We start from the raw sequence: 19,489 nt of genomic DNA, 5'->3' as shown, positions 1-19,489 counted from the left end.
AAATCCTCTCCTCGGTTCCGAGCCATCTATTACTCATGGCTGATTAGCAAGCTGTTGATTCGCTCACCACTTGAAAACGACATATCCACGCTTCGGTTGGCCACACTTCCCCTATCCATGGCTTTCTCAAGATGGGTTGAGTGCCCGTTCCATTTCCTGGGTTTCCTGCTCGTCGAGCCGTTTCTTGTAATGCTCCCTGCGACTCCCTATCTTTAAGACATCACTCACATAATCATACAGCAACGGCGCACGTTCCCCCGAACGTCGACAAGCCCTCGCGTTATCGCGCACTTTCCCGCCGTGGCCGAAGAAGGACTGCAATTGAACAAAGTAAATACTGCCGCCGCGCCGGCGGCGCTGGAGCCGCGCGACCGCGGCGAAGCTATCGACCGGCCGGACAAGAACTGGAGACCCTATCCCTGCCTGCTCACCCGCGCGGAACTGAAAGCCATCATCGCCGAGCAATTAGGCTAAAGCTGACAACAAGAAAAGGCAGAACATGCAGTCATCGTCAGAGACAACACATTCGAACAGGCAAAGCCGACACTGAAAGGAAGATGCAGCGCGAGGGGCTTCTGGCCTTCTCAGGTCACAGAGCACGAGCTCGATAAATCATTGCCGACAATCGTCCGCACTCTTGGAAAGGGTAGATGATGGAAGAATTGCACAGCATCACGGTCTCGGACAAGCGGCTCGAAGATTGTCGCGACGTTGTTGAGCCCGACCCGCACCACTTGATTCGCACGACGGTTGCCTCCGGGTTCTTCACCGCGGTCGTCAAAGTACCGAGTGTCCATTAAGACCTGAAAGCGCTCTCATGAATCATTTGGAACAAGGCGACCTGTTTGCTGCAGCCGCACCGGCCCTGCCGGAGGGTTTTCGCTACGAGCCCGAAATCGTTCCCGCGGCCATGCAGACGAATCTGCTGCAGCAGATACCGCTACTGCCGTTGAAGCCATTTGATTTTCATGGCTTCGAGGGCAAGCGAAGGGTCATCTCCTATGGCTGGAAGTATGATTTTGACACCCAGCGGGTAAACCGTATCGCCGATATCCCGCCGTTCCTCCTACCGGTGCGCAGCATTGCAGCAGCATTTGCCGGCATTGAGCCTGAGCAACTCCAGCAGGCTCTCGTCACCGAATATGCGCCTGGTTCGCCGATCGGCTGGCACCGGGACAAGAAGGTGTACGGCAGGGTGGTCGGCATCTCGCTGCTGTCGCCCTGCACCTTCAGACTGAGGCGCCGTGCTGGCGAGAAATGGCAGCGCGCTGCCGTTATCGCCGAACCTGGTTCCGCCTATGTATTGTCGGGTCCTGCCCGCAGCGAATGGGAGCATTCCGTTCCGCCGCAGCTTCGTTATTCGGTCACATTCCGGGAAATCGGCTGACGGGAATTATCCTCGCAATGAAGCGTCTCAAATCGGCGGCCGACGCTGATGTCGCTTCTGCGGGCGAAAACAGCGGTTGCGCGGCGAACAGCCTATCGAAAGTGTGGCGCGCGCGCTGAAATACCGAAGCGTGGCCGTCACGTTGGCCGGTTTAGTTTTCCTCGACCAGCTTGTGTTTTTTCCAGGTTCTCGGGTTCCATTCGACCAGCATATGATGGCCTGAGTCTGGACCGCCCGTTTCAAGGTGCAGAGCGCGCATTTCGACCGATCCATCGAAGCAAAAGCCTGTGCGGACGGCGCCCGGTCCGGTTTCAGTGAGGTTCTTCTTATGTGGGCCTCGTATTCTGTCGTTGGGAATACCGTCGCGCCGCGCCGTTGAAATCGGTCGTAAGACCGGCGTGTTATCGTCAGCTGTCCTGCCACCCTCGAGGTTCGTAGTCTCGGCATTCAACGGTCACTGTCGTAAGCATCTCATTCGGAGTTAAAGGCCGTGGATCAGACGACATTGACTCTTGCGCTCGCCTGGCTGAAAACGTGTACAGCGATACGAGGATCACATGATCGAAGACGACCTCCCGACACGATCGGATAGCACCGAGACCAAACCCGAAATCGAGAAGATGACGGTGGCTGCGCGCGGCAAACGGTCGAGCCCCAAAAAGGCGGCGGCCGGCAAGGTTGCAAGCATGGTTCAAGAGAGCGACAAGCCGAGGCTACGCCGCTTGAGCGACGCGGAAAAGCTTGAGAAGATCAGGCAGGTTGAGGCAGCCGTCGCCGGTGGGGCAACCCTGAAAGATGCCGTGGGGGCGGCCTCGATATCCGACCAAACCTATTACACATGGAAGAAAGCCGTCGCTTTACCGGCGGCTGGAACGTCGTCCAGCCCAGTTGCTGTTGACGACGAATTTGCCGAATTCATTCAGCTCGAGGAAGAAAATCGCCGGCTGCGCAAGCTGCTTGGCGAAAAACTTCGCACCGAAAACGCCGAACTGCGCAAGCGGCTCGGGATCACCTGATCAACCTCTTTTGACGATGACGCAGGGCGGGGCACGATTTAGTGCGCCGCCGCTGTCGATGAAATTGACGAGATATGAAAACACAACAACGCCCCTTCGTCGTCGAATACAAGGCGAACAGGCGGCAAACCCAGACACGACCCTCTTCCATTTGGGGCAGTCTTGATCTGCAGGCCGTGGCCCGACAGGTCGAGGCCGACGGGATTTTGCCTGAAACCGGACATCCGGGTGCGAGGCCGACGATCGACGACCCGAAACCGGCTGAAACATTCCTCCCGTCGCCGGATCTCCCTGCTGCACCCGAACATAGTCGCCAGGGACCTCCTGCTGGCATCCTGCCCGACGGAATTGGTGCGGCGAAACAGGAGCTTTCATCAGAGGCTGCGGCAACCGGGAAGTCTGTCGCGCCGACGCCTCGGCATCGGCGCGCTCCTGCTGCGTCGAGGCTGACCGCCGTTGCCTCGGTGCAAACTGAGCCCGCCTCGATCCCGGCGATGACCCCTGTCAACGATCACCAGACAAGGCTGCAACCAGACAACCACATGGATGACCTCAGCGCACTCGACGCAGAAAACCGCCGCCTGAAGCGTCTCCTGATTGCCAAGCTTCGTGACGAAAACCGGGCTCTTCAGACGATGTTGCGCCGGTTCGATACCGAATGACGAAGGCGGTGGACGAAAGCGGTTTCCTCGCCATTTGTGTGAGGTTCGTCGGCGCGTCTCAGGCAGGCTTCTCGACGTCTCCTGTCATGAGGCATCGCATTCATCCGTGCATCGGCTGTTCTTGCGGGCGCGGCACCGATCTGATTAGAAGGTGATCCATACGATCGCCGCCTTTGCCTCGAAGACGGAGGCGGATGGTCGCGTCGCCCGGGGTTTTTTCCGACCATGCTCGATCTTTTGCTGCTTTTCGTGGCTGGCTTCCTTGCCGGCAGTATGAACGCGCTCGCTGGTGGCGGTTCGTTCGTGTCGCTGCCCGCCTTGATCTCCGTTGGCGTTCCGTCCGTGGTCGCAAACGCGACCAGTACCTTCGCCCTCTTTCCAGGAGGCGTAGCAAGCTCCTGGGTCTATCGTGAGGGCGTAAGAGACGTATGCGGTGTCGGGGTCAAGCCGATTGCAGTCGCCACCGTCACAGGCGGTGTCATCGGCAGTATCCTTTTGCTTTTGACGCCTACGACGACATTCGACGTCATGCTGCCATGGCTCTTGCTCGTCGCCACTTCCATGCTCATTCTTGGACCCAAGCTCGGCATTCGGCTGCAACGGGTAAAACGCTCGCAGACCGCGGTTGTCTTGCCGATTCAATTGCTGCTTGGCATCTATGGCGGTTATTTCGGCGGGGCGGTGGGACTGATGATGCTTGCCGCGTGGAGCCTGCGTGGCGGCGGTGATATCAAAAGTCTCAATCCGACCCGCATGGTCATGGTGACCGCTGCTAATGCGGTCGCTGTGATCGTCTTTGTGCTGGCCGGGGCGATCGCTTGGCAGCAATGCCTGCCGATGATTGCGGGTGCCTTTGCGGGTGGCTGGGGCGGAGCCCATCTCGGGCGCAGGCTGCCGGCGCCGATTGTCCGGGCTATCACCGTCGTGGTGGCCCTGCTGACCACCGTCATTTTCTTTGCAAGAGCCTACCTCTAGTCGGCCGAAGGGCAGATTTTAGACGCGGCTGAGAATTAATCGAATGACGGTCGTTTTCAACGCGTTTAGAAAGGCCTGCGGTTGGCCGGAATCCGATCCACCTGCAAGCAGGCCTTTAAGACCGGGTGCTCTGCGTTCAAGACAGCGCATGAGTCTTTCAAACGAGCAGCCAGTTTCAAAAAAGTCGAGGATTTCGGGCAACCAGTCGCGTGCGTCGCCTACGGCTCGGGCTCTCGGCATAGCACAAGCCTGGCGGTGCCAGTCTTGCCCCTGTCGGGCTTTGATCCCTGACGCGGTGCCGCTTGCGCCTCTGCCGCCGCAAGGGAGGCTTCGCCGCGGACAAAACCATTCCGATCCTGTTTGTAACCGCGCCCTTGCAGCGTCAGGCCTTCGCGCCGGGCAGAAAGCTGTGGCCCTCTCGTATCGAACGGCCAGAAACAGGGAGAAGACAATGGACAGGCAGAAGATCGAAGAACTGCGCGAGCGGGTGTCTTGCGGGGCCGTATTGGTGGATGCGGGGTTCGCCCTCGACGCCCGCGAGAGTTCCCTCCGCGCCGTGAAATTCCGCCGGGGCGGCGAAATCGTCATCGTCACCCATGGCGGGGCCGGCTGGTTTGATCCTCTTTCGGATGAAAAGGGAGACGTGTTTTCGCTTGCGGTCTTCTTGGAGAAGATTCCGTTCAATGCGTCGATCGCGCGTGTTGGCCGCCTCGCAGGAGTGGACCTCATGCCGGCCCCAAGACGGATCGGGGCACGCCCGGCCGTGCTATCCGTCGGGGATACATGGGAACGGCGGCCAAGGCTCTTCCGGCTGTCACCGGCCTGGCGCTATCTGCACGATACGCGCGCGCTGCCATTGCAGCTGCTGCGGCGCGTTGCCGAAACGGGCATCGTCAGGCAGGGCCCGCAGGGCAGTGCCTGGTTTGCCCACCACGACGAAGCAGGCACGCTATCCGGTTGGGAGGAACGCGGGCCGCAATGGCGCGGCTTTTCAACCGGTGGATCAAAGACTCTGTTTCGCCTCGGCGGTAAGGTTGCGACCCGCGTGTGCATTACCGAGGCGGCCATCGATGCCCTCAGTCTAGCCGCCCTTGAGGATATCCGACCCGACACGCTCTATGCCAGCACCGGGGGAGGGTGGTCGCCATCGACCGCCCGGGCCATCGAAACGATTGCGCTAAGAGCGATGCTGGTTGCCGCCACTGACGCCGACCCGCAAGGCGAGGCCTACGCCGATCGTTTAAGGCAGATCGCTGATCGCCTCGGCGGCGATTTCGTCCGGCTGAGACCAAACGCGATCGATTGGAACGAGGAACTGAAGGAAAGACGTCAGGAGGAAGACCTGCCGCATGCGCGCGCTGCCGGGTCAAGGGTAAAGCTGCGCCCGCCGTACGGCGGCCCCGGACACGGCGCCCGCGAGGCGGCGAGCGGGGAGGGGTGATCAAAGGACTGAAGAGGAGGTCGATTGGCGTCCTTTCAGCCGCAACCCTCAAAAGGAGCAGCTCATGTCTCATCTTCAAAATATTTCGTCCGAACCGCGCAAGGTCCTCGAAGGCGTCGCCACGCGCCAGCAGATGTACTCCCTCTTTAACCGCCATGCCCAGGCGCCTGCCGACGGACACCGCGCGACCGGCGGCCGCTACATCGGCGAATGGTTCGAGGTCAGCGAGGGCGACCACGACCGTATGTTCGAAATCCTGCCGCCGCTCTTTTATCGCGGCGACACTTTCGCCATGCGCGAGTTCGTCGCCGCCCGCGTCGCTAGCGTCTTTTTTGCCTTGCGGCTGAACGGCGGTTTGCGGCACTTCCACGGCTATTGCGATCTTGCGGACCCATCATCGATCAACCAGATGCGCGCGGCGATCATCGCGCGGGAAAACGCGCGCACCCGATGCATGAGCCGCACCGAAAGGCTCGACCATATCTGGAGCACTGTTGGCACAGAGTTCCGCGCTTATGCAGATCTCCGCTTCACGCCGGCCTTTCTCGGCCGCCGGATCGTCATCGTCTATTCCGCGACGCAGGGAAAAATCTGGAAGCTGCTCGACGACCTGACCGATCTTGAGGTCGCCGCAAAGCTGCCCGTCCAGTTCCGGCACCTGCCTGAGATCGCGGCAGCCTGAACCTCTCCCAAGCCCTCATTTCATCCTCGCTCGAGCAGCTTTCCGGACAAGCCGGCTGTTCGGACGCGCCTTTCCGACACAGGAGCTTCCCATGGCACATGACGACCCCTTCACCCTTGACCTCTTTGGCAAAACATCGCTGTCTTCCGGTTTCGACATTGCCGGATCGGCCTTCTCGCCAGCCGTGGGTGGTGGCGAGGGCGCTGCAGAACCCACATGCCACCCACCAGCAAAGCCGGCGGCCACGCCAGAACAAGCCAAGGCCATCACGCGACCTAACGTCAATTTCCGGCTCCAAGGATCGCGCGGCCTCGCCAAGACCTGGCGGGAGCGGGCCCGCGACAATATCGCCGCCATCCGGCTTGCCAACGAGATCGAGCGCTCCAGCTTGCCGGCGCGTCCCGATCAGCAGGCAAGGCTGATCCGATTTACCGGCTTCGGTGCCTCCGATTTGGCCAACGGCATATTCCGGCGCCCGGGTGCTGCAACTTTCCGCGCCGGATGGGAGCAGCTTGGTGAAAGCCTGGAAGCCTCGGTCAATGCGGCCGACTATGCATCGCTTGCCCGCTGCACCCAATATGCACATTTCACGCCGGAATTCATTGTGCGGGCTATCTGGGCCGGGCTTGCGAAGTTGGGTTTTGACGGCGGCCGCATCCTCGAACCCGGAATCGGCACAGGGCTGTTTCCGGCGCTGATGCCGGAGGCAATCTCGGCGCGCAGCCACGTCACCGGGGTAGAGCTCGATCCAGTCACTGCCCGGATCGTGGGCCTGCTGCAGCCGCAGGCCAGAATACTCAACGGCGATTTCGCACAGACCGAGTTGCCAGCGTCTTTCGATCTGGCGATTGGCAATCCGCCGTTTTCGGATCGGACAGTGAGGAGTGATCCGGACTTCCGGTCCCTCGGTCTCCGGCTGCATGACTATTTCATAGCCAAGGCGATGGATCGGCTGAAGCCCGGAGGACTTGCTGCCTTAGTCACCTCGTCGGGCACGATGGACAAGGCAGCCGCCCGCGCTCGCGAATACATTGCCGGTATGGCCAATCTTGTCGGAGCATTTCGCCTGCCCGAGGGCAGTTTTCGGGCTGACGCCGGCACGGATGTGGTCGTTGATATCCTCTTCTTCCGAAAGCGTCATGCCGATGAGCAGGCCGGCAATGACAGCTGGATTGATCTTGCGGATGTTGGACTGGAGGGCGAGGGCGGTAGCGTCCGTATCAACAGATGGTTCGTCGATCATCCCGACATGGTGCTGGGGCGCCATGCGATCACCTCGGGACCTTTCGGCGAGACCTACACATGCCGGCCGATAGGTGGCGATCTCGAAACGATCTTGAACGATGCCATCGAAGGGCTTCCTGCGGACATCTATGACGGCGAGCCGTCCACCTTCGATTCCGAACTTGAGGATGAGGTGGCGGAAGCGATGGCCGAGCGGGCCGCCGACAGACAAGTTCGCGAAGGCAGCTATTTCATCGGTAAGGCGACAGCCTTGATGCAGGTCGTGGACGGCGTCGCTGTTCCGGTTAATGTCAGAAAGGGCAAGAGCACCGATGGCATTTTTGCCAAGCATGCACTCATTATCCGCAAGCTGATCCCGATCCGCGATGCGGTCCGGCTCATCCTCAAGCTTCAGGAACGCGACCGGCCATGGACCCAGGCGCAGGTCACGCTGCGCATCGCTTGGTCGAGCTTTGTGCGCGAGTTCGGGCCAATCAACTTTACCTCCGTCTCGACATCGGAGGACCCGGAAACCGGTGAGATCAGGGAGATCCATCGCCGGCCGAATCTTGCGCCTTTCCTCGACGATCCCGATTGCTGGCTGGTTGCCTCGATCGAAGACTATGATCTGGAGACCAATACCGCCAAGCCCGGGCCGATCTTTACCGAGCGGGTGATTGCGCCGCCGCCGACACCAGTGATCACCTCGGCGCTCGACGCCCTTGCCGTGGTGCTGAACGAGCGCGGTCACGTCGATCCAGACCATACAGCCGAACTGATGCATCGCGATGTCGAGGACGAAGAACTCGGGGAGGCGATCTTCCGCGACCCGGCCGACGGCTCCTGGCAGACGGCCGATGCCTACCTGTCGGGCGCTGTCCGGTCGAAGCTCACAGTCGCTCGGGCGGCCGCTGCCCTCGATCCCGCATTCGCGCGAAATGTTGCGGCGCTGAAGCACGTCCAGCCCGCCGATCTCAGGCCCTCGGATATCACCGCACGCCTCGGCGCACCGTGGATCCCGGCCAATGATGTCGTCGCCTTCGTCAAACAGGTGATGGACGCCGAGATCTCAATCCACCATCTACCGGAACTGGCGACCTGGACGGTCAATGCCCGGCAGCTGGAATGGTCGGCATTAGGCACTACGGAATGGGGCACCCATCGCCGCCATGCTGGCCAGCTTCTGTCCGACGCTCTCAACTCGTCCGTACCGCAGATCTTCGACACGATCCGCGACGGCGAGATCGAGCGCCGGGTGCTGAACACGGCGGAGACGGAAGCCGCAAAGGAAAAGCTTGCCAAGATTAAAATGGCCTTCCAGTCGTGGATCTGGTCTGATCTGGATCGCACTGACCGTCTCGCGCGCGTCTACAACGACACTTTCAACAACATTGCGCCGCGAGCCTTCGACGGCGATCATCTCCAACTTCCCGGCGCCTCTGGCGCCTTTTCTTTGTACGGTCATCAGAAGCGCGGCATCTGGAGGATCATCTCTGCAGGCACCACCTATCTCGCCCACGCCGTCGGTGCCGGAAAGACCCTGACCATGGCTGCCGCCATTATGGAACAGCGCCGGCTTGGCCTTATCAACAAGGCGATGCTGGTCGTGCCCGGCCATTGCCTGGCGCAGGCCGCCCGCGAGTTTCTGGCGCTTTATCCCAACGCACGGTTCCTGGTTGCCGAGGAGACCAACTTCATCAGGGAAAAGCGCCAGCGCTTCCTGTCACGGGCGGCGACCGCCAATTGGGACGCCATCATCATCACCCATTCGGCGTTTCGTTTCATCGCGGTGCCATCGGCCTTCGAGGCGCAGCTGATCCAGGACGAGTTGGAGCTCTACGAGGATCTGCTCACCAAGGTCGAGCGCGACGACCGGCTGTCGCGCAAGCGCATCGAACGCATGAAGGAAGGTCACAAAGAACGGCTTGAAGCGATGGCGACCCGCAAGGACGACCTGCTGACCATCTCGGAGCTCGGGATCGACCAGATCATCGTCGACGAGGCGCAGGAGTTCCGCAAGCTGTCCTTCGCCACCAACATGTCGACGTTGCGCGGTGTGGATCCGAATGGTTCGCAGCGCGCCTGGGACCTGTTCGTCAAATCCCGCTTCATTGAAACCAAGAACCCGGGCAGGGCGCTGGTGCTGGCGTCGGGCACGCCGATCACCAACACGCTCGGCGAGATCTTCTCGGTGCAGCGGATGATGGATCCAAGGGCATTGTCGGAACGTGGTCTGCACGAGTTCGATGCCTGGGCCTCGACCTTCGGCGATACCTCGACCGAACTCGAATTGCAGCCGTCGGGCAAATACAAGCCGGTCACGCGCTTCAGCCAGTTCGTGAACGTGCCGGAACTGATTGCCTTGTTCCGGTCGTTCGCCGACGTCGTGCTGCCGGCCGATCTGAAAACATATGTGAAAGTGCCGGAGGTCTCCGGCGGCAAGCGCCAGATCGTCACCGCCGAGCCGACGCCGGCGTTCAAAGCCTATCAGAAGCGGCTAGATGCCCGGATCAAGGCAATCGAGATGCGCGATGGGCCGGCAAAACCCGGCGACGACATTTTGCTCTCGGTCATCACCGATGGCCGGCACGCCGCGATCGATCTGCGGCTTGTCGATCAGGCCATGGGCAACGAGGCCGCCAACAAGCTGAACGCTCTGGTCGCGAACACCTACCGGATCTGGGAGGAGACGGGGCAGGTGGAATATCGGCGCAAGGACGGCAAGACGTTCGACCGGCCGGGCGCCGGCCAGTTGATCTTCTCCGATCTCGGCACGATCTCGGTCGAGGCCACGCGTGGATTTTCTGCCTATCGCTGGATCCGCGATGAATTGGTTAGGCTCGGCATCCCCGCATCCGAAGTGGCCTTCATGCAGGACTACAAAAAATCGGATGCCAAGCAGCGGCTGTTCAACGACTTCAATGCCGGCAAGGTCCGCGTGCTGATCGGCTCGTCCGAAACCATGGGAACTGGCGTCAATGTGCAGGTCCGGCTGAAAGCCCTGCATCACCTTGATGTTCCTTGGTTGCCATCGCAGATCGAGCAGCGAGAAGGCCGTATCATCCGCCAGGGCAACCAGCACGAGGAGGTCGACGTCTTCGCCTACGCAACCCTCGGGAGCCTCGACGCCACCATGTGGCAGAACAACGAGCGCAAGGCTCGGTTCATTGCGGCGGCCCTGTCCGGCGACATCAGCGTTCGACGGCTTGAGGACATGGGCGAGGGGCAGGCAAACCAGTTCGCCATGGCCAAGGCAATCGCGTCCGGCGACGAGCGACTGATGCAGAAGGCGGGGCTTGAGGCCGAGATCGCCCGTCTCGACCGCTTGCAGGCCGCGCATATCGACGATCAGCATGCGATCCGCCGGCAGATCCGGGACGCAGAGCGTGATATCGAGGTTTCCAGTCGCCGGATCGAGGATGTAGGCAAGGACATTGAACGTCTGACCCCGACAGCAGGCGATTCATTTATGATGCGGGTCGGAAACGCGGAATTCGACGAGCGCAAACTCGTCGGCCGCGCGCTAATGAAGGAGATCCTGACGCTGGTTCAGCTACAGGAGGAGAAAGAGGTGATCATCGCCAATATCGGCGGCTTCGATCTCGCCTATCATGGCGAGCGGTTCGGCAAGGACGGTTATCGCTATGACACCCTGCTTCAACGAACAGGTGGCGACTACGAGATCGACCTGGCTGTGACCACGACGCCGATCGGCGCCATCTCCCGGCTCGAACATGCGCTTGGCGGGTTTGAACATGAGCGCGAGAGCCACCGCACTCGTCTTGTTGACGCCAAACGTCGGCTTGCCTCCTACACACCGCGTCTGGGTGAAAGCTTCTCATTCGGGGCCGAGCTCGAACTCAAGCTGGGCCAACTGGAGAAGATCGAAAGGGATCTGGCGGCAAACGCCGATGAACCAGAGGAGGATCGCCAGGAAGCCGCGTGAACAGCGGCATATCCATCGTCACTTGAAACCGGGTCGGGCGATACACACCTATCGGTCATCACCCGTTTCGATGGTTTGCCTCACAGTGGCGATTGCCGCGCGTTTGAAACTGTCCGGGTTGGAAGGGCGCTCCCCGAAAGGGTCGAGCGCCCTTTCGTTTTCGGTCCTCTCAGACTGCTATTTTCCGAGCTTGTAGATCGCCGCGTTGTCCTGCAGCTCCCGCAGGCCCTTATACGAGGCATTCCGTAGCTTGCCATCGTCGGTCCATGCGCGGTATTCGATCTCGGCAATCAATGTCGGTTGGACGAAGACGACTCCCTTCTTGTCGACCGCAACAGGAGCGTGCTTGGTCTTCAGCGTGTCCAGCATCCGGCGCAGTTCGAGTGCATCTCTCTCTTTGAAGCCAGTCCCGACCGAACCGACATAGACGAACGTGTCGCCTTGGTAAGCCGCCAGCAACAGGCTGCCGATCCCGCCGCGTGCTAGAGCGGACGGCTCGTATCCGATAATCACAAAGCTTTCGCTCTGAATGCATTTGACCTTCAGCCAGTCGCCGAGCCGACCCGAGCGATAGGTGCTGTCGCGGTGCTTGGCGATGATGCCCTCCAGCCCATGCGCGCAGGCCGCAGCCAGCAGCGCGTCTCCATCGGCTTCGACTTCCTGCGACAGGCGGATCGGCCCGTCGCCTTCTTTGATCAGATCTTCCAGCAGGTGCCGCCGCCCGGACAGCTCCATGCGGGTGAGGTCGTGACCGTCGAAATACAACAAGTCAAATGCGTAGAGGATCGCCTCGCCGGAGGCTTGTTTGCCGCCCCGACCTCCGAGCGAGCGCTGTAGCGCGCCGAAATCGGAACGGCCCTGCGCATCCAGAACCACGGCTTCTCCATCAAGGATGGCCGTGCCGATACTGATCGTGCGGGCCGCATCCGCGATCGCCGGAAACCGATCGGTCCAATCGTGTCCGCCGCGGGTGATGATCCGGACATCGTTCGGCCTGATATGGACCGCCACCCGGTATCCGTCCCATTTGACCTCGAAAAGCCAATCCGGCCCGCGCGGTGGTTTCGCCTTCAGGAGTGCCAGGCATGGTTCGATGCGATCGGGCATCGGGTCGAACGGCAATTGCGGCTGGGCCGGATCGCGCGGTCTGCGCGGGCGCGACCGGACCGGCGCTTCGGTTTTCCGCAAGAGCGGCTGGGATGGCTGGCGTGGCGGCTTTGTCATGCCTCGAGTTCACCAGCAATTGCTTAAAATGAGGTGACCCGGCCTCGTGGATGGATGAGGGGCGGCTGTCGGGGCAGGGAAGGGAAGGGAAGGGGAAGGGGCCACCACTCGCAGGACCGGCCCGTGGCTGACGGTTCCCTCAATCGCCCCGGTCGCCAGACCGGGCCCGCTCTCCGCGCAAGGCAGGGTGCCTCGCTTGTCCGCAAGCCGGGTCTGCTCCGGCGCAGTTGCAGCCGCAGGTCGGTCCCGCGGTTCGGGGGATGTCTTCGAGAAGAAGACGAGAGGGTAAGGACAGTCCGTCCGCCCGCCAACCGACAAAGGACATTTCCCATGGAACTGATGACAGTCGATCCGCGCAGCCTGAAGGACAATCCCGACAAAGCGCGCCAATCGAAATCCTCTCCGCAGTCCGATGCGCTGCTTTGCGCCTCGATCAGAGCGATCGGCGTGGTGCAGCCACCCGTCGTCAAGCTCCATCCTGATGGCGGCAACAGCTACATCATCCTCTTCGGCCACCGTCGCGCGGCCCAGGCCGTTGCCGCCGAGCTTGCCGAAATCCCGGTCCTGGTTGCTGATCCCGGTGACGATCTCGGCGCGATGCAGTCGTTCGCGGAAAACATCGCCCGTGAACCGCTGAACCCCGTCGATCAATGGCGCGCCATCGAGCGCCTGGTTGCTCTTGGCTGGACCGAAGAGTCCATCGCGCTTGCTCTGGCTCTGCCGGCGCGACAGATCCGCAAGCTGCGGCTGCTTGCCAATATCCTGCCCGCCATGCTCGACCAGATGGCGCACGGCGATATGCCGAACGAGCAGCAGCTGCGCACCATCGCCGCCGCCGGCCAGGACGAGCAGGCTGAGGTCTGGAAGAAGTACAAGCCGAAGAAACAGGACCCGCACGTTTCCTGGTGGGAAGTTGCTCGCGCGCTCACCAGAACCAGAATGCTCGCCAAGCACGCAAGTTTCGGCAACGACCTTGCACAGGCCTATGGCATCACCTGGGTCGAGGACCTCTTTGCGCCGGCCGATGAGGACAGCCGCTATACCACGGATGTTGAGGCCTTCCTCGGTGCCCAGCAGGAGTGGCTCTCCAACAACCTGCCCAAGCGCGGTGCAATCATCGAGGCCAATGAATACGGCCAGGCCAAGCTGCCGGCCAAGGCGCAACAGGTCTATGGCAAGCCCGGTAAGGGCGATCTGACTGGCTGGTACATCAATGCCCGCGACGGGTCGGTGCAATCCGTCGCCTATCGCATGCCTGAAGCCAAGAAGCCGAAGGTGGTCAAGGATGCCGATGGCGTCGCGACGGTCGTTGAGGAGTTCGAAACGCCGAAGGCCCGTCCCGACGTCACCCAGAAGGGGTTCGATATGATCGGCGACTTGCGTACGGATGCCCTTCATGAGGCGCTTGCGCGTGCACCGATCGAGGACGACACGCTGACGGCACTGCTCGTCCTTGCTCTGACCGGCCAGAACGTCACGATCGCCAGCGGCGCATCCGACAATCCCTACGGTCATGCCAAATGCGCCCCGCATGCGGTGCGGCTGATCGATGAGGACGGCAAGCTCTCCTTTGATCGCGAAACGCTTGGTCAGGTCGTACGCTCTGTGCTGATCGAAGTTCTGTCGCTTCGCTGCAACAGGTCCGACAGCGGACTGGCTGCCCGCATCGCCGGCGATGCCATCGGCGCCGACCAGTTCTTGCCCAACATGGCGAGCGACGAGTTCCTCTCATGCCTGTCGCGCACGGCACTGGAAGCCGTCGCGGAAACCGCAGGTGTTCCAGGCCGCGTCAAGGTCAAGGACACCCGCGCCGCCGTGGTCGAACACTTCGCCGATGGACGCCTGGTCCTGCCGGCAGCAGCGATCGCACCAGACGCTGCCGAGGTCCGAGCCTGGGTGAGCCGGTTCGCTCCCGCGACATCTGACCTCGAGAAGGATGAAGAGACAGCCCCGGTGACAGAGGACGAGGTTTCGCCGTCTGACCTCAGCGAAGGTGATGGCGCCGACGATTTCCGCGAGGCGGCCGAATAGCACCACCACCCAGTTTTCCATCCTCCGCCGCCGGCTTGCCGGCGGCGTTTTCGTTTCCAGACATGGACAGGAGCAGACAATGTCCGCAACATCTCCGCTTTACGGAACAACCCGCGACGGTCTTTTCGCGGCTCTGGTTGGTGACCAGGCCTTCGCCATGGTCTCGTCTGAGGCCGGCTATCACCTCGTCAAGGCCTGGGGCCTGAAACGACCGATCGAGGATTGGACGATCGCCGATTTTCACGACCGGCGAACCGATCCCGTCGACGAGGCCGGCTTCCGGCGCACAGTCGAGGAATGGGCGACCCATGTCGCTCAGCTGGCTGATCTCAATCGCCGGACAGTCTCGGTTCGGACTTCGACGCCGTGGGGCCAATCGCAACACGCGGTGCTTTATGCTCCCGGCATCGTCGCCCACACCACCGCAAGCCACGGCGGATTTGCGCTCTCGCCAGACCGTAACAGGCTCATTGCGCCGGGTTTGCGCACCGATGACGGTTTCTATGAGGAGGATTGCGCCTGGGTTGCTGTGGCGGCCACTTATCCCAACCTCTCTACCGATTTCGAGAAGCGCCAGGCCGACGACATCTTGCGCGATGTTTACCCGGAGGCATGGGAAGCAAGACACGGTCAGGTTCTCCAACCCGGCCAGTCCCGCGCCAAGGACCGCAGCCGCTTCGACCGCGACAACGCCAACCGATGGGTGGTGGTCTCGGCCATCCAGTCCAGGCAACATCCTGGCTTCGTTGAATGCATCGCCATGCTCGGTGGCAGGCGGTCGACCGGTTGCCGCGCACCGGCGGACGAACAACGGCGCTACCTGGTCGACGAGGCGCTCTACGACATCGGCGCGTTCGGCTTCGTCATCGACGAGGCGCGTGACCGGCGATATGCCGGACCGTCGAGCTTCATCGGCTGGACCGAGGCGTGAGATGCCGAGGCGAACCGCAAAGGGCGCTCGGCCTGCCAGGACCGGCCAACGCCTGAGGCCGACGCAGATGAGAGCCGGCGACCGATGGAAGCGTCGGCTCCAGACGATGCTGGTTCAGGGCCGATTTGTCTTCCGAAGATCTTCATGCGTTGCGGCGGCGATAGCCTGGACCATGAAGCGCGTTTTGCAGGACGAGCCGGTCGAACCGCACTGAGATCTCGACCTGTGCGTAGAGAAACCGTCGGCGGACCGATCGTCTGCCGGTTGTTCGTGGACGCGGTCGAAAGCGTGGTGGCGGACATGCGCGACGCCGTGCGGTGTTTGGCCAAGAGGTCGAGCAGCTTCCGGCTCAGTCCTCGGGTTTGCTGCGGTCTGAACCGGTCGCGACCTGGTCAAAGGCCGCGTTCCGCGCCGCGTGGCGGCAGGAGCGACGCGCTCTTCTCAAGGCGGAGCCGCGTTTGCTGCAGCCCGCGCTGCGGCCCGCATCCCCCGCAACCCCACCCTGCTCGATCGCATCGCCCTGACCTTGGGCCAGGCCGCTTGCCCGGTTTGTGTCGACCGCACCCGAGGGGAAGTGCCGGAAAGCGGCAGACCCGGGCTTCGCTCAACCACGCACAAGGACATCGATCATGACATCGCTCAACCGCTCCTCCAAGACCCGCCCCGCCGCACAACGCGCCACCACCCTCGAAATGGTCCGCCATGCCTGCCCCGACGCACCCCAGGCGAGCCGCATCTGCGAAAGCTTCGGCCTTGTCATCGTCGACAGCGACGGCATCCGCGAGCTTCACCGCAGCCAGCTCATCGACAGCGCCGACGCGCTGAAGGAAGGTCTCGCCGAAAAGGCCATGCAGATCCACATGCAGCGCATCGTCGGCTCCTTCGTCGGCTCGGCTTACGGCGCCGGGCAGTTCTACAGCCGGGCGGTCACCGAGGCGCGGGACCTGACCACCAAGCTCTCCAACGACGATCGCAACGAGGATCTCGACGGTCCCGTCGGCTTCGACAGCCGGGCGCAGCGCAAGCGTGAGTTCGCCGCCGACATGGGTCTGCAGGCCCACGTGCTGCGCATGGCAGCTGAGGGTGCCGTCTCGGCCTACGAAGACATCACCGGCGAAACCTGGAAACCCTATGAACGCACCGGTTCCACGGTCACGGCGCCGTCGATCGACCAGAAGGTCGCCTCGCTGCAGATGTCGGCTTTCGATTGAACCGAAGGGGCGTGAGCCCCTTCTTTCGTCCGAGAAGAGCCGGCGCGTTGTTACGCGCCGGCTCTTCTCGTTTTGAAAGGCAGGCGCGCCGATCGCGCTTCGTCCCGGTGAGCGGTCTAGCGTCGCCGGAGATGGACGTCGCAACGGCCAAGCCGTCCTTCACTTCGTTTCGGCCCGTCCGCAAAGGTTCCAACAGTCAATCTTGTCTGTCAGCGGGTGCGCCGCCTCCTACCGCCGCTTTTTCGACCGCCGTGACGAACCGCGATTGGCGCGGTTGCCAAAAAGTGAGGACAGGATGATGAAGAAGGATAAAGGGACCAGCGAGCAGCGGGTGGATGTCTATACGCGCATCACCGACAAGATGATTGCAGCATTGGACCAGGGCGTACGGCCCTGGGTGCAGCCGTGGAACAGCAAATATCTTAACGGTCGGGTGTCCCGGCCGTTGCGCCACAGCGGCGAACCCTATTCCGGGATCAATGTGCTGCTTCTCTGGTCTGAAGCCATGGCTCGTGGCTATGCCTCGCCGACCTGGATGACGTTTCGTCAGGCGCAAGAACTCGGCGCGTGCGTCAGAAAGGGCGAGACGAGCTCGATGGTGGTTTATGCTAACCGCATCAGCAAGACCGAAACCAATGGAGAGGGACATGAGGTCGAGCGCGACATCCCATTTTTGAAGGCTTACAGCGTGTTCAACATTGAGCAGATCGACGGTCTCGGAGACCGATACGGGGATGGCTCTGGCGGTGCGATTGTTCAACGGATCGACAGAATCGCCCATGCGGATGCCTTCTTCGCCGCCACTGGTGCCGTCATCCGTCATGGAGGCGACAAGGCCTTTTATGCGCCCGGCCCTGATCTGATCCAGATGCCGCCAATCGAGACGTTTCGGGACGTCGAGAGCTACTACGCGACACTGGCGCATGAAAGTGTGCATTGGGCCGGCGCCACCCATCGGCTCAACCGCGATCTGTCCAAATATGCGAAAGACCGGACGGAGCGTGCCCGGGAAGAGTTGATCGCCGAACTCGGCGCCGCTTTTCTCGCTGCTGATCTCGGTGTGGTGCCGGAACTGGAGCCGCGCCCCGACCATGCTTGCTATCTCGCATCGTGGCTCTCTGTGCTCGAGAACGACAAGCGTTTCATTGTCCAAGCTGCCGCTCAGGCGCAGCGATCCGTGGCGTTCCTACATGAGCTGCAGTCAGCGTTACATCGCGATGCTGCCTAGTCATCATTGCCATCAATCACCGGGCGTGACACTGGCGGAAACGGATCTGATGGATCCGATCAACATACAGGCTCCCGGCTGACAAAAATCATCTGTCGCAGGGAGGCACGTCTGTTTCTCCTCCCCGCGGCCCGACAATCCGGGACGACACCCAATCCAATTGCGTGAACCGCATAGAATACGTATTATAGGTAATTGACCACGGAGACCTGACGATGAAGCAGTTTACCTTTTCAGACATGAACCGTGCTTCGGGCGAAATCCTCGAGGCGGCCCTTATCGAACCGGTGAGCCTGACAAAGCGCGGCAAGGACAAGCTGGTCATCCTGACGGCCGAGCAGTATCGAAAGCTTATCGGTCGTTCGCACACGCAGGCATATGGCCTGCTCGAAGCGCCGGAGGACATTCATCGGGAGTTGATGACCGGCCTGGACGATATCATTGGGACCGACAATGCTTGAGCCCGGGCAAATCGTCCGGTTTTTCTATCTGTGGAACCGCGAGGCGGCGGCTGGAGAAGAGTCAGGTCGCAAGGCAAGGCCCACTTGCGTCGTCGTTCGCACGCTCGCTGTGCCAGGCGTTGTGTTTCTCTTTCCCATTACGTCACAAATGCCCGGAACAGACCGGGTGTCCCTTGCCATCAGCCAGATGGAGTGTCGTCGCGCCGGGCTCGATTTCCCCTGCTGGATCATTCTCGACGAGTATAATCGGGTAGAGCTCGACAAGGCATTCGACTTCGAAACGACCACGCCGATTGGAAGCTTTAGCCCGGCCTTTCTCAAGACCATCGCCAGCACCGTCAAACAGGCGGCCGCGGCCCGAAAACTCGCAGGCGTCGCGCGCTCGTAACGTCAATCTTCATGCTTTGAGCGAGCAAGGGATCAGTGGGGGCGCCATTGTCGCTGGCGGAGTAACGCCTGGTGTCGCCATCGCCTTTCCTTTCGACGTGGGCATGCCACGTCCACCGCGGTCTCGATGGGGCATGTCTGACCGAAGGCCGCCTCAGGCTGTTCGGCTCGATCGGCATCCGCAACGGCCGGCTCGTTTTCTTCCCCTGGCGGCTGCACCGCCATTCCTCGCGAAACAAGAAAGCCTCGGCCCATGGCCGTCCTTCACTTCGTTTCGGCCCTTGCAGGTGCGGGCCGATCGCCCCCGGTCTGATCGACAGCCATCGAGGCCGCGATGGACGCGGCCCGAGCAACTGAAAAGGATCACGACAATGGCAACCATCGGCTCTTTCACCGCTTCCGAAAACGGCTTTTCCGGCACCATCAAGACCCTCAACCTCAACGTCAAGGCCAAGATCGTCCGCGTCGAACGGTCCTCCGACGACGCACCGGATTTCAGGGTGCTGGCCGGCAATGTCGAATTCGGCGCCGGCTGGCAGAAGCAGGCCCGCGAGAGCGAGCGCGACTACATCTCGGTCAAGCTCGACGACCCGAGCTTCCCCGCCCCGATCTACGCGACGTTGACCGAGGTTCAGGGTCAGGAAGGCCTGCAGCTCATCTGGTCGCGCAGCACTCGCCGCTGA

17 protein-coding genes are annotated in these 19,489 nt (G+C 61.5%); 16 read left to right on the top strand and 1 reads right to left on the bottom strand.

Translation table 11 applies throughout. The features are described from left to right. The first annotated feature begins 321 nt into the window (after positions 1 to 321). From HJB83_RS03540 to HJB83_RS03500, 9 genes are all read left to right on the top strand, one after another. Positions 322 to 474: a hypothetical protein gene (locus tag HJB83_RS03540; RefSeq protein ID WP_221159474.1), complete on the top strand. Its 153-nt coding sequence runs from the start codon at positions 322 to 324 to the stop codon at positions 472 to 474. 176 nt (positions 475 to 650) lie between these two features. After that, positions 651 to 800, top strand: a complete 150-nt coding sequence (locus tag HJB83_RS03535) for a hypothetical protein (protein ID WP_221159538.1) — start codon at positions 651 to 653, stop codon at positions 798 to 800. A 17-nt stretch (positions 801 to 817) separates the two neighbouring features. After that, the gene (locus HJB83_RS03530; protein ID WP_221159473.1) at positions 818 to 1,387 is read left to right on the top strand and encodes an alpha-ketoglutarate-dependent dioxygenase AlkB; all 570 of its coding nucleotides are present in this window, start codon (positions 818 to 820) and stop codon (positions 1,385 to 1,387) included. Between the two features lie 557 nt (positions 1,388 to 1,944). Further along, on the top strand, positions 1,945 to 2,403 hold the full coding sequence (locus HJB83_RS03525; protein WP_221159472.1) for a transposase: 459 nt from the start codon (positions 1,945 to 1,947) through the stop codon (positions 2,401 to 2,403). Between the two features lie 74 nt (positions 2,404 to 2,477). Then, positions 2,478 to 3,065, top strand: coding sequence for a hypothetical protein (locus HJB83_RS03520; protein ID WP_207586067.1), 588 nt, complete (start codon positions 2,478 to 2,480; stop codon positions 3,063 to 3,065). 225 nt (positions 3,066 to 3,290) lie between these two features. Then, on the top strand, positions 3,291 to 4,040 hold the full coding sequence (locus HJB83_RS03515; RefSeq protein WP_221159471.1) for a sulfite exporter TauE/SafE family protein: 750 nt from the start codon (positions 3,291 to 3,293) through the stop codon (positions 4,038 to 4,040). A 451-nt stretch (positions 4,041 to 4,491) separates the two neighbouring features. Beyond that, positions 4,492 to 5,481, top strand: a complete 990-nt coding sequence (locus tag HJB83_RS03510; protein WP_221159470.1) for a DUF3991 and toprim domain-containing protein — start codon at positions 4,492 to 4,494, stop codon at positions 5,479 to 5,481. A 64-nt stretch (positions 5,482 to 5,545) separates the two neighbouring features. Further along, complete coding sequence (locus HJB83_RS03505; protein ID WP_221159469.1) at positions 5,546 to 6,163, top strand: DUF1419 domain-containing protein; 618 nt, start codon at positions 5,546 to 5,548, stop codon at positions 6,161 to 6,163. 91 nt (positions 6,164 to 6,254) lie between these two features. Then, positions 6,255 to 11,333, top strand: a complete 5,079-nt coding sequence (locus HJB83_RS03500; protein WP_221159468.1) for a helicase-related protein — start codon at positions 6,255 to 6,257, stop codon at positions 11,331 to 11,333. Between the two features lie 177 nt (positions 11,334 to 11,510). Here HJB83_RS03500 and ligD read toward each other — a convergent pair whose 3' ends face one another. Next, positions 11,511 to 12,557, bottom strand: coding sequence for a non-homologous end-joining DNA ligase (ligD, locus tag HJB83_RS03495; protein ID WP_221159467.1), 1,047 nt, complete (start codon positions 12,555 to 12,557; stop codon positions 11,511 to 11,513). A 330-nt stretch (positions 12,558 to 12,887) separates the two neighbouring features. Between ligD and HJB83_RS03490 the strand changes: the two genes are divergently transcribed. The 7 genes from HJB83_RS03490 (at position 12,888) to HJB83_RS03460 (ending at position 19,489) form a co-directional block, all read left to right on the top strand. Beyond that, positions 12,888 to 14,588, top strand: a complete 1,701-nt coding sequence (locus HJB83_RS03490) for a ParB/RepB/Spo0J family partition protein (protein ID WP_221159466.1) — start codon at positions 12,888 to 12,890, stop codon at positions 14,586 to 14,588. A 79-nt stretch (positions 14,589 to 14,667) separates the two neighbouring features. Next, entirely contained in the window at positions 14,668 to 15,519 is an 852-nt protein-coding gene (locus HJB83_RS03485; RefSeq protein WP_221159465.1) for a DUF7007 domain-containing protein, read from the top strand. A gap of 629 nt (positions 15,520 to 16,148) precedes the next feature. Then, positions 16,149 to 16,730 carry a hypothetical protein gene (locus HJB83_RS03480; RefSeq protein ID WP_221159464.1) on the top strand — a complete coding sequence of 194 codons (582 nt, stop codon included), beginning with the start codon at positions 16,149 to 16,151 and terminating at the stop codon, positions 16,728 to 16,730. A 295-nt stretch (positions 16,731 to 17,025) separates the two neighbouring features. Next, positions 17,026 to 17,958, top strand: coding sequence for an ArdC family protein (locus HJB83_RS03475; RefSeq protein WP_221159463.1), 933 nt, complete (start codon positions 17,026 to 17,028; stop codon positions 17,956 to 17,958). Positions 17,959 to 18,173: 215 nt separating this feature from the next. After that, positions 18,174 to 18,419, top strand: coding sequence for a type II toxin-antitoxin system Phd/YefM family antitoxin (locus HJB83_RS03470; protein ID WP_221159462.1), 246 nt, complete (start codon positions 18,174 to 18,176; stop codon positions 18,417 to 18,419). Beyond that, a complete protein-coding gene (locus HJB83_RS03465) occupies positions 18,412 to 18,807 on the top strand; it encodes a hypothetical protein (RefSeq protein WP_221159461.1) in 396 nt (131 codons plus the stop codon). Before HJB83_RS03470 ends, HJB83_RS03465 begins: the two co-directional genes overlap by 8 nt. A gap of 370 nt (positions 18,808 to 19,177) precedes the next feature. After that, positions 19,178 to 19,489: a DUF736 domain-containing protein gene (locus tag HJB83_RS03460; protein ID WP_077991631.1), complete on the top strand. Its 312-nt coding sequence runs from the start codon at positions 19,178 to 19,180 to the stop codon at positions 19,487 to 19,489.

It is taken from the genome of Rhizobium sp. NZLR11 (genome assembly GCF_019685115.1).
Classification (GTDB): Bacteria; Pseudomonadota; Alphaproteobacteria; order Rhizobiales; family Rhizobiaceae; genus Rhizobium.
Note: the sequence above shows the minus strand (reverse complement) of the source record. Positions and strands in the feature narration are given on the sequence as shown.

Coding starts and splice junctions, on each gene's coding strand:
- HJB83_RS03500 (WP_221159468.1), top strand. CDS start 6,255: ATGGCACATGACGACCCCTTCACCCTTGACCTCTTTGGCAAAACATCG.
- HJB83_RS03520 (WP_207586067.1), top strand. CDS start 2,478: ATGAAAACACAACAACGCCCCTTCGTCGTCGAATACAAGGCGAACAGG.
- HJB83_RS03525 (WP_221159472.1), top strand. CDS start 1,945: ATGATCGAAGACGACCTCCCGACACGATCGGATAGCACCGAGACCAAA.
- HJB83_RS03505 (WP_221159469.1), top strand. CDS start 5,546: ATGTCTCATCTTCAAAATATTTCGTCCGAACCGCGCAAGGTCCTCGAA.
- HJB83_RS03490 (WP_221159466.1), top strand. CDS start 12,888: ATGGAACTGATGACAGTCGATCCGCGCAGCCTGAAGGACAATCCCGAC.
- HJB83_RS03485 (WP_221159465.1), top strand. CDS start 14,668: ATGTCCGCAACATCTCCGCTTTACGGAACAACCCGCGACGGTCTTTTC.
- HJB83_RS03475 (WP_221159463.1), top strand. CDS start 17,026: ATGATGAAGAAGGATAAAGGGACCAGCGAGCAGCGGGTGGATGTCTAT.
- HJB83_RS03535 (WP_221159538.1), top strand. CDS start 651: ATGATGGAAGAATTGCACAGCATCACGGTCTCGGACAAGCGGCTCGAA.
- HJB83_RS03510 (WP_221159470.1), top strand. CDS start 4,492: ATGGACAGGCAGAAGATCGAAGAACTGCGCGAGCGGGTGTCTTGCGGG.
- HJB83_RS03530 (WP_221159473.1), top strand. CDS start 818: ATGAATCATTTGGAACAAGGCGACCTGTTTGCTGCAGCCGCACCGGCC.
- HJB83_RS03465 (WP_221159461.1), top strand. CDS start 18,412: ATGCTTGAGCCCGGGCAAATCGTCCGGTTTTTCTATCTGTGGAACCGC.
- HJB83_RS03515 (WP_221159471.1), top strand. CDS start 3,291: ATGCTCGATCTTTTGCTGCTTTTCGTGGCTGGCTTCCTTGCCGGCAGT.
- ligD (WP_221159467.1), bottom strand. CDS start 12,557: ATGACAAAGCCGCCACGCCAGCCATCCCAGCCGCTCTTGCGGAAAACC.
- HJB83_RS03460 (WP_077991631.1), top strand. CDS start 19,178: ATGGCAACCATCGGCTCTTTCACCGCTTCCGAAAACGGCTTTTCCGGC.
- HJB83_RS03480 (WP_221159464.1), top strand. CDS start 16,149: ATGACATCGCTCAACCGCTCCTCCAAGACCCGCCCCGCCGCACAACGC.
- HJB83_RS03470 (WP_221159462.1), top strand. CDS start 18,174: ATGAAGCAGTTTACCTTTTCAGACATGAACCGTGCTTCGGGCGAAATC.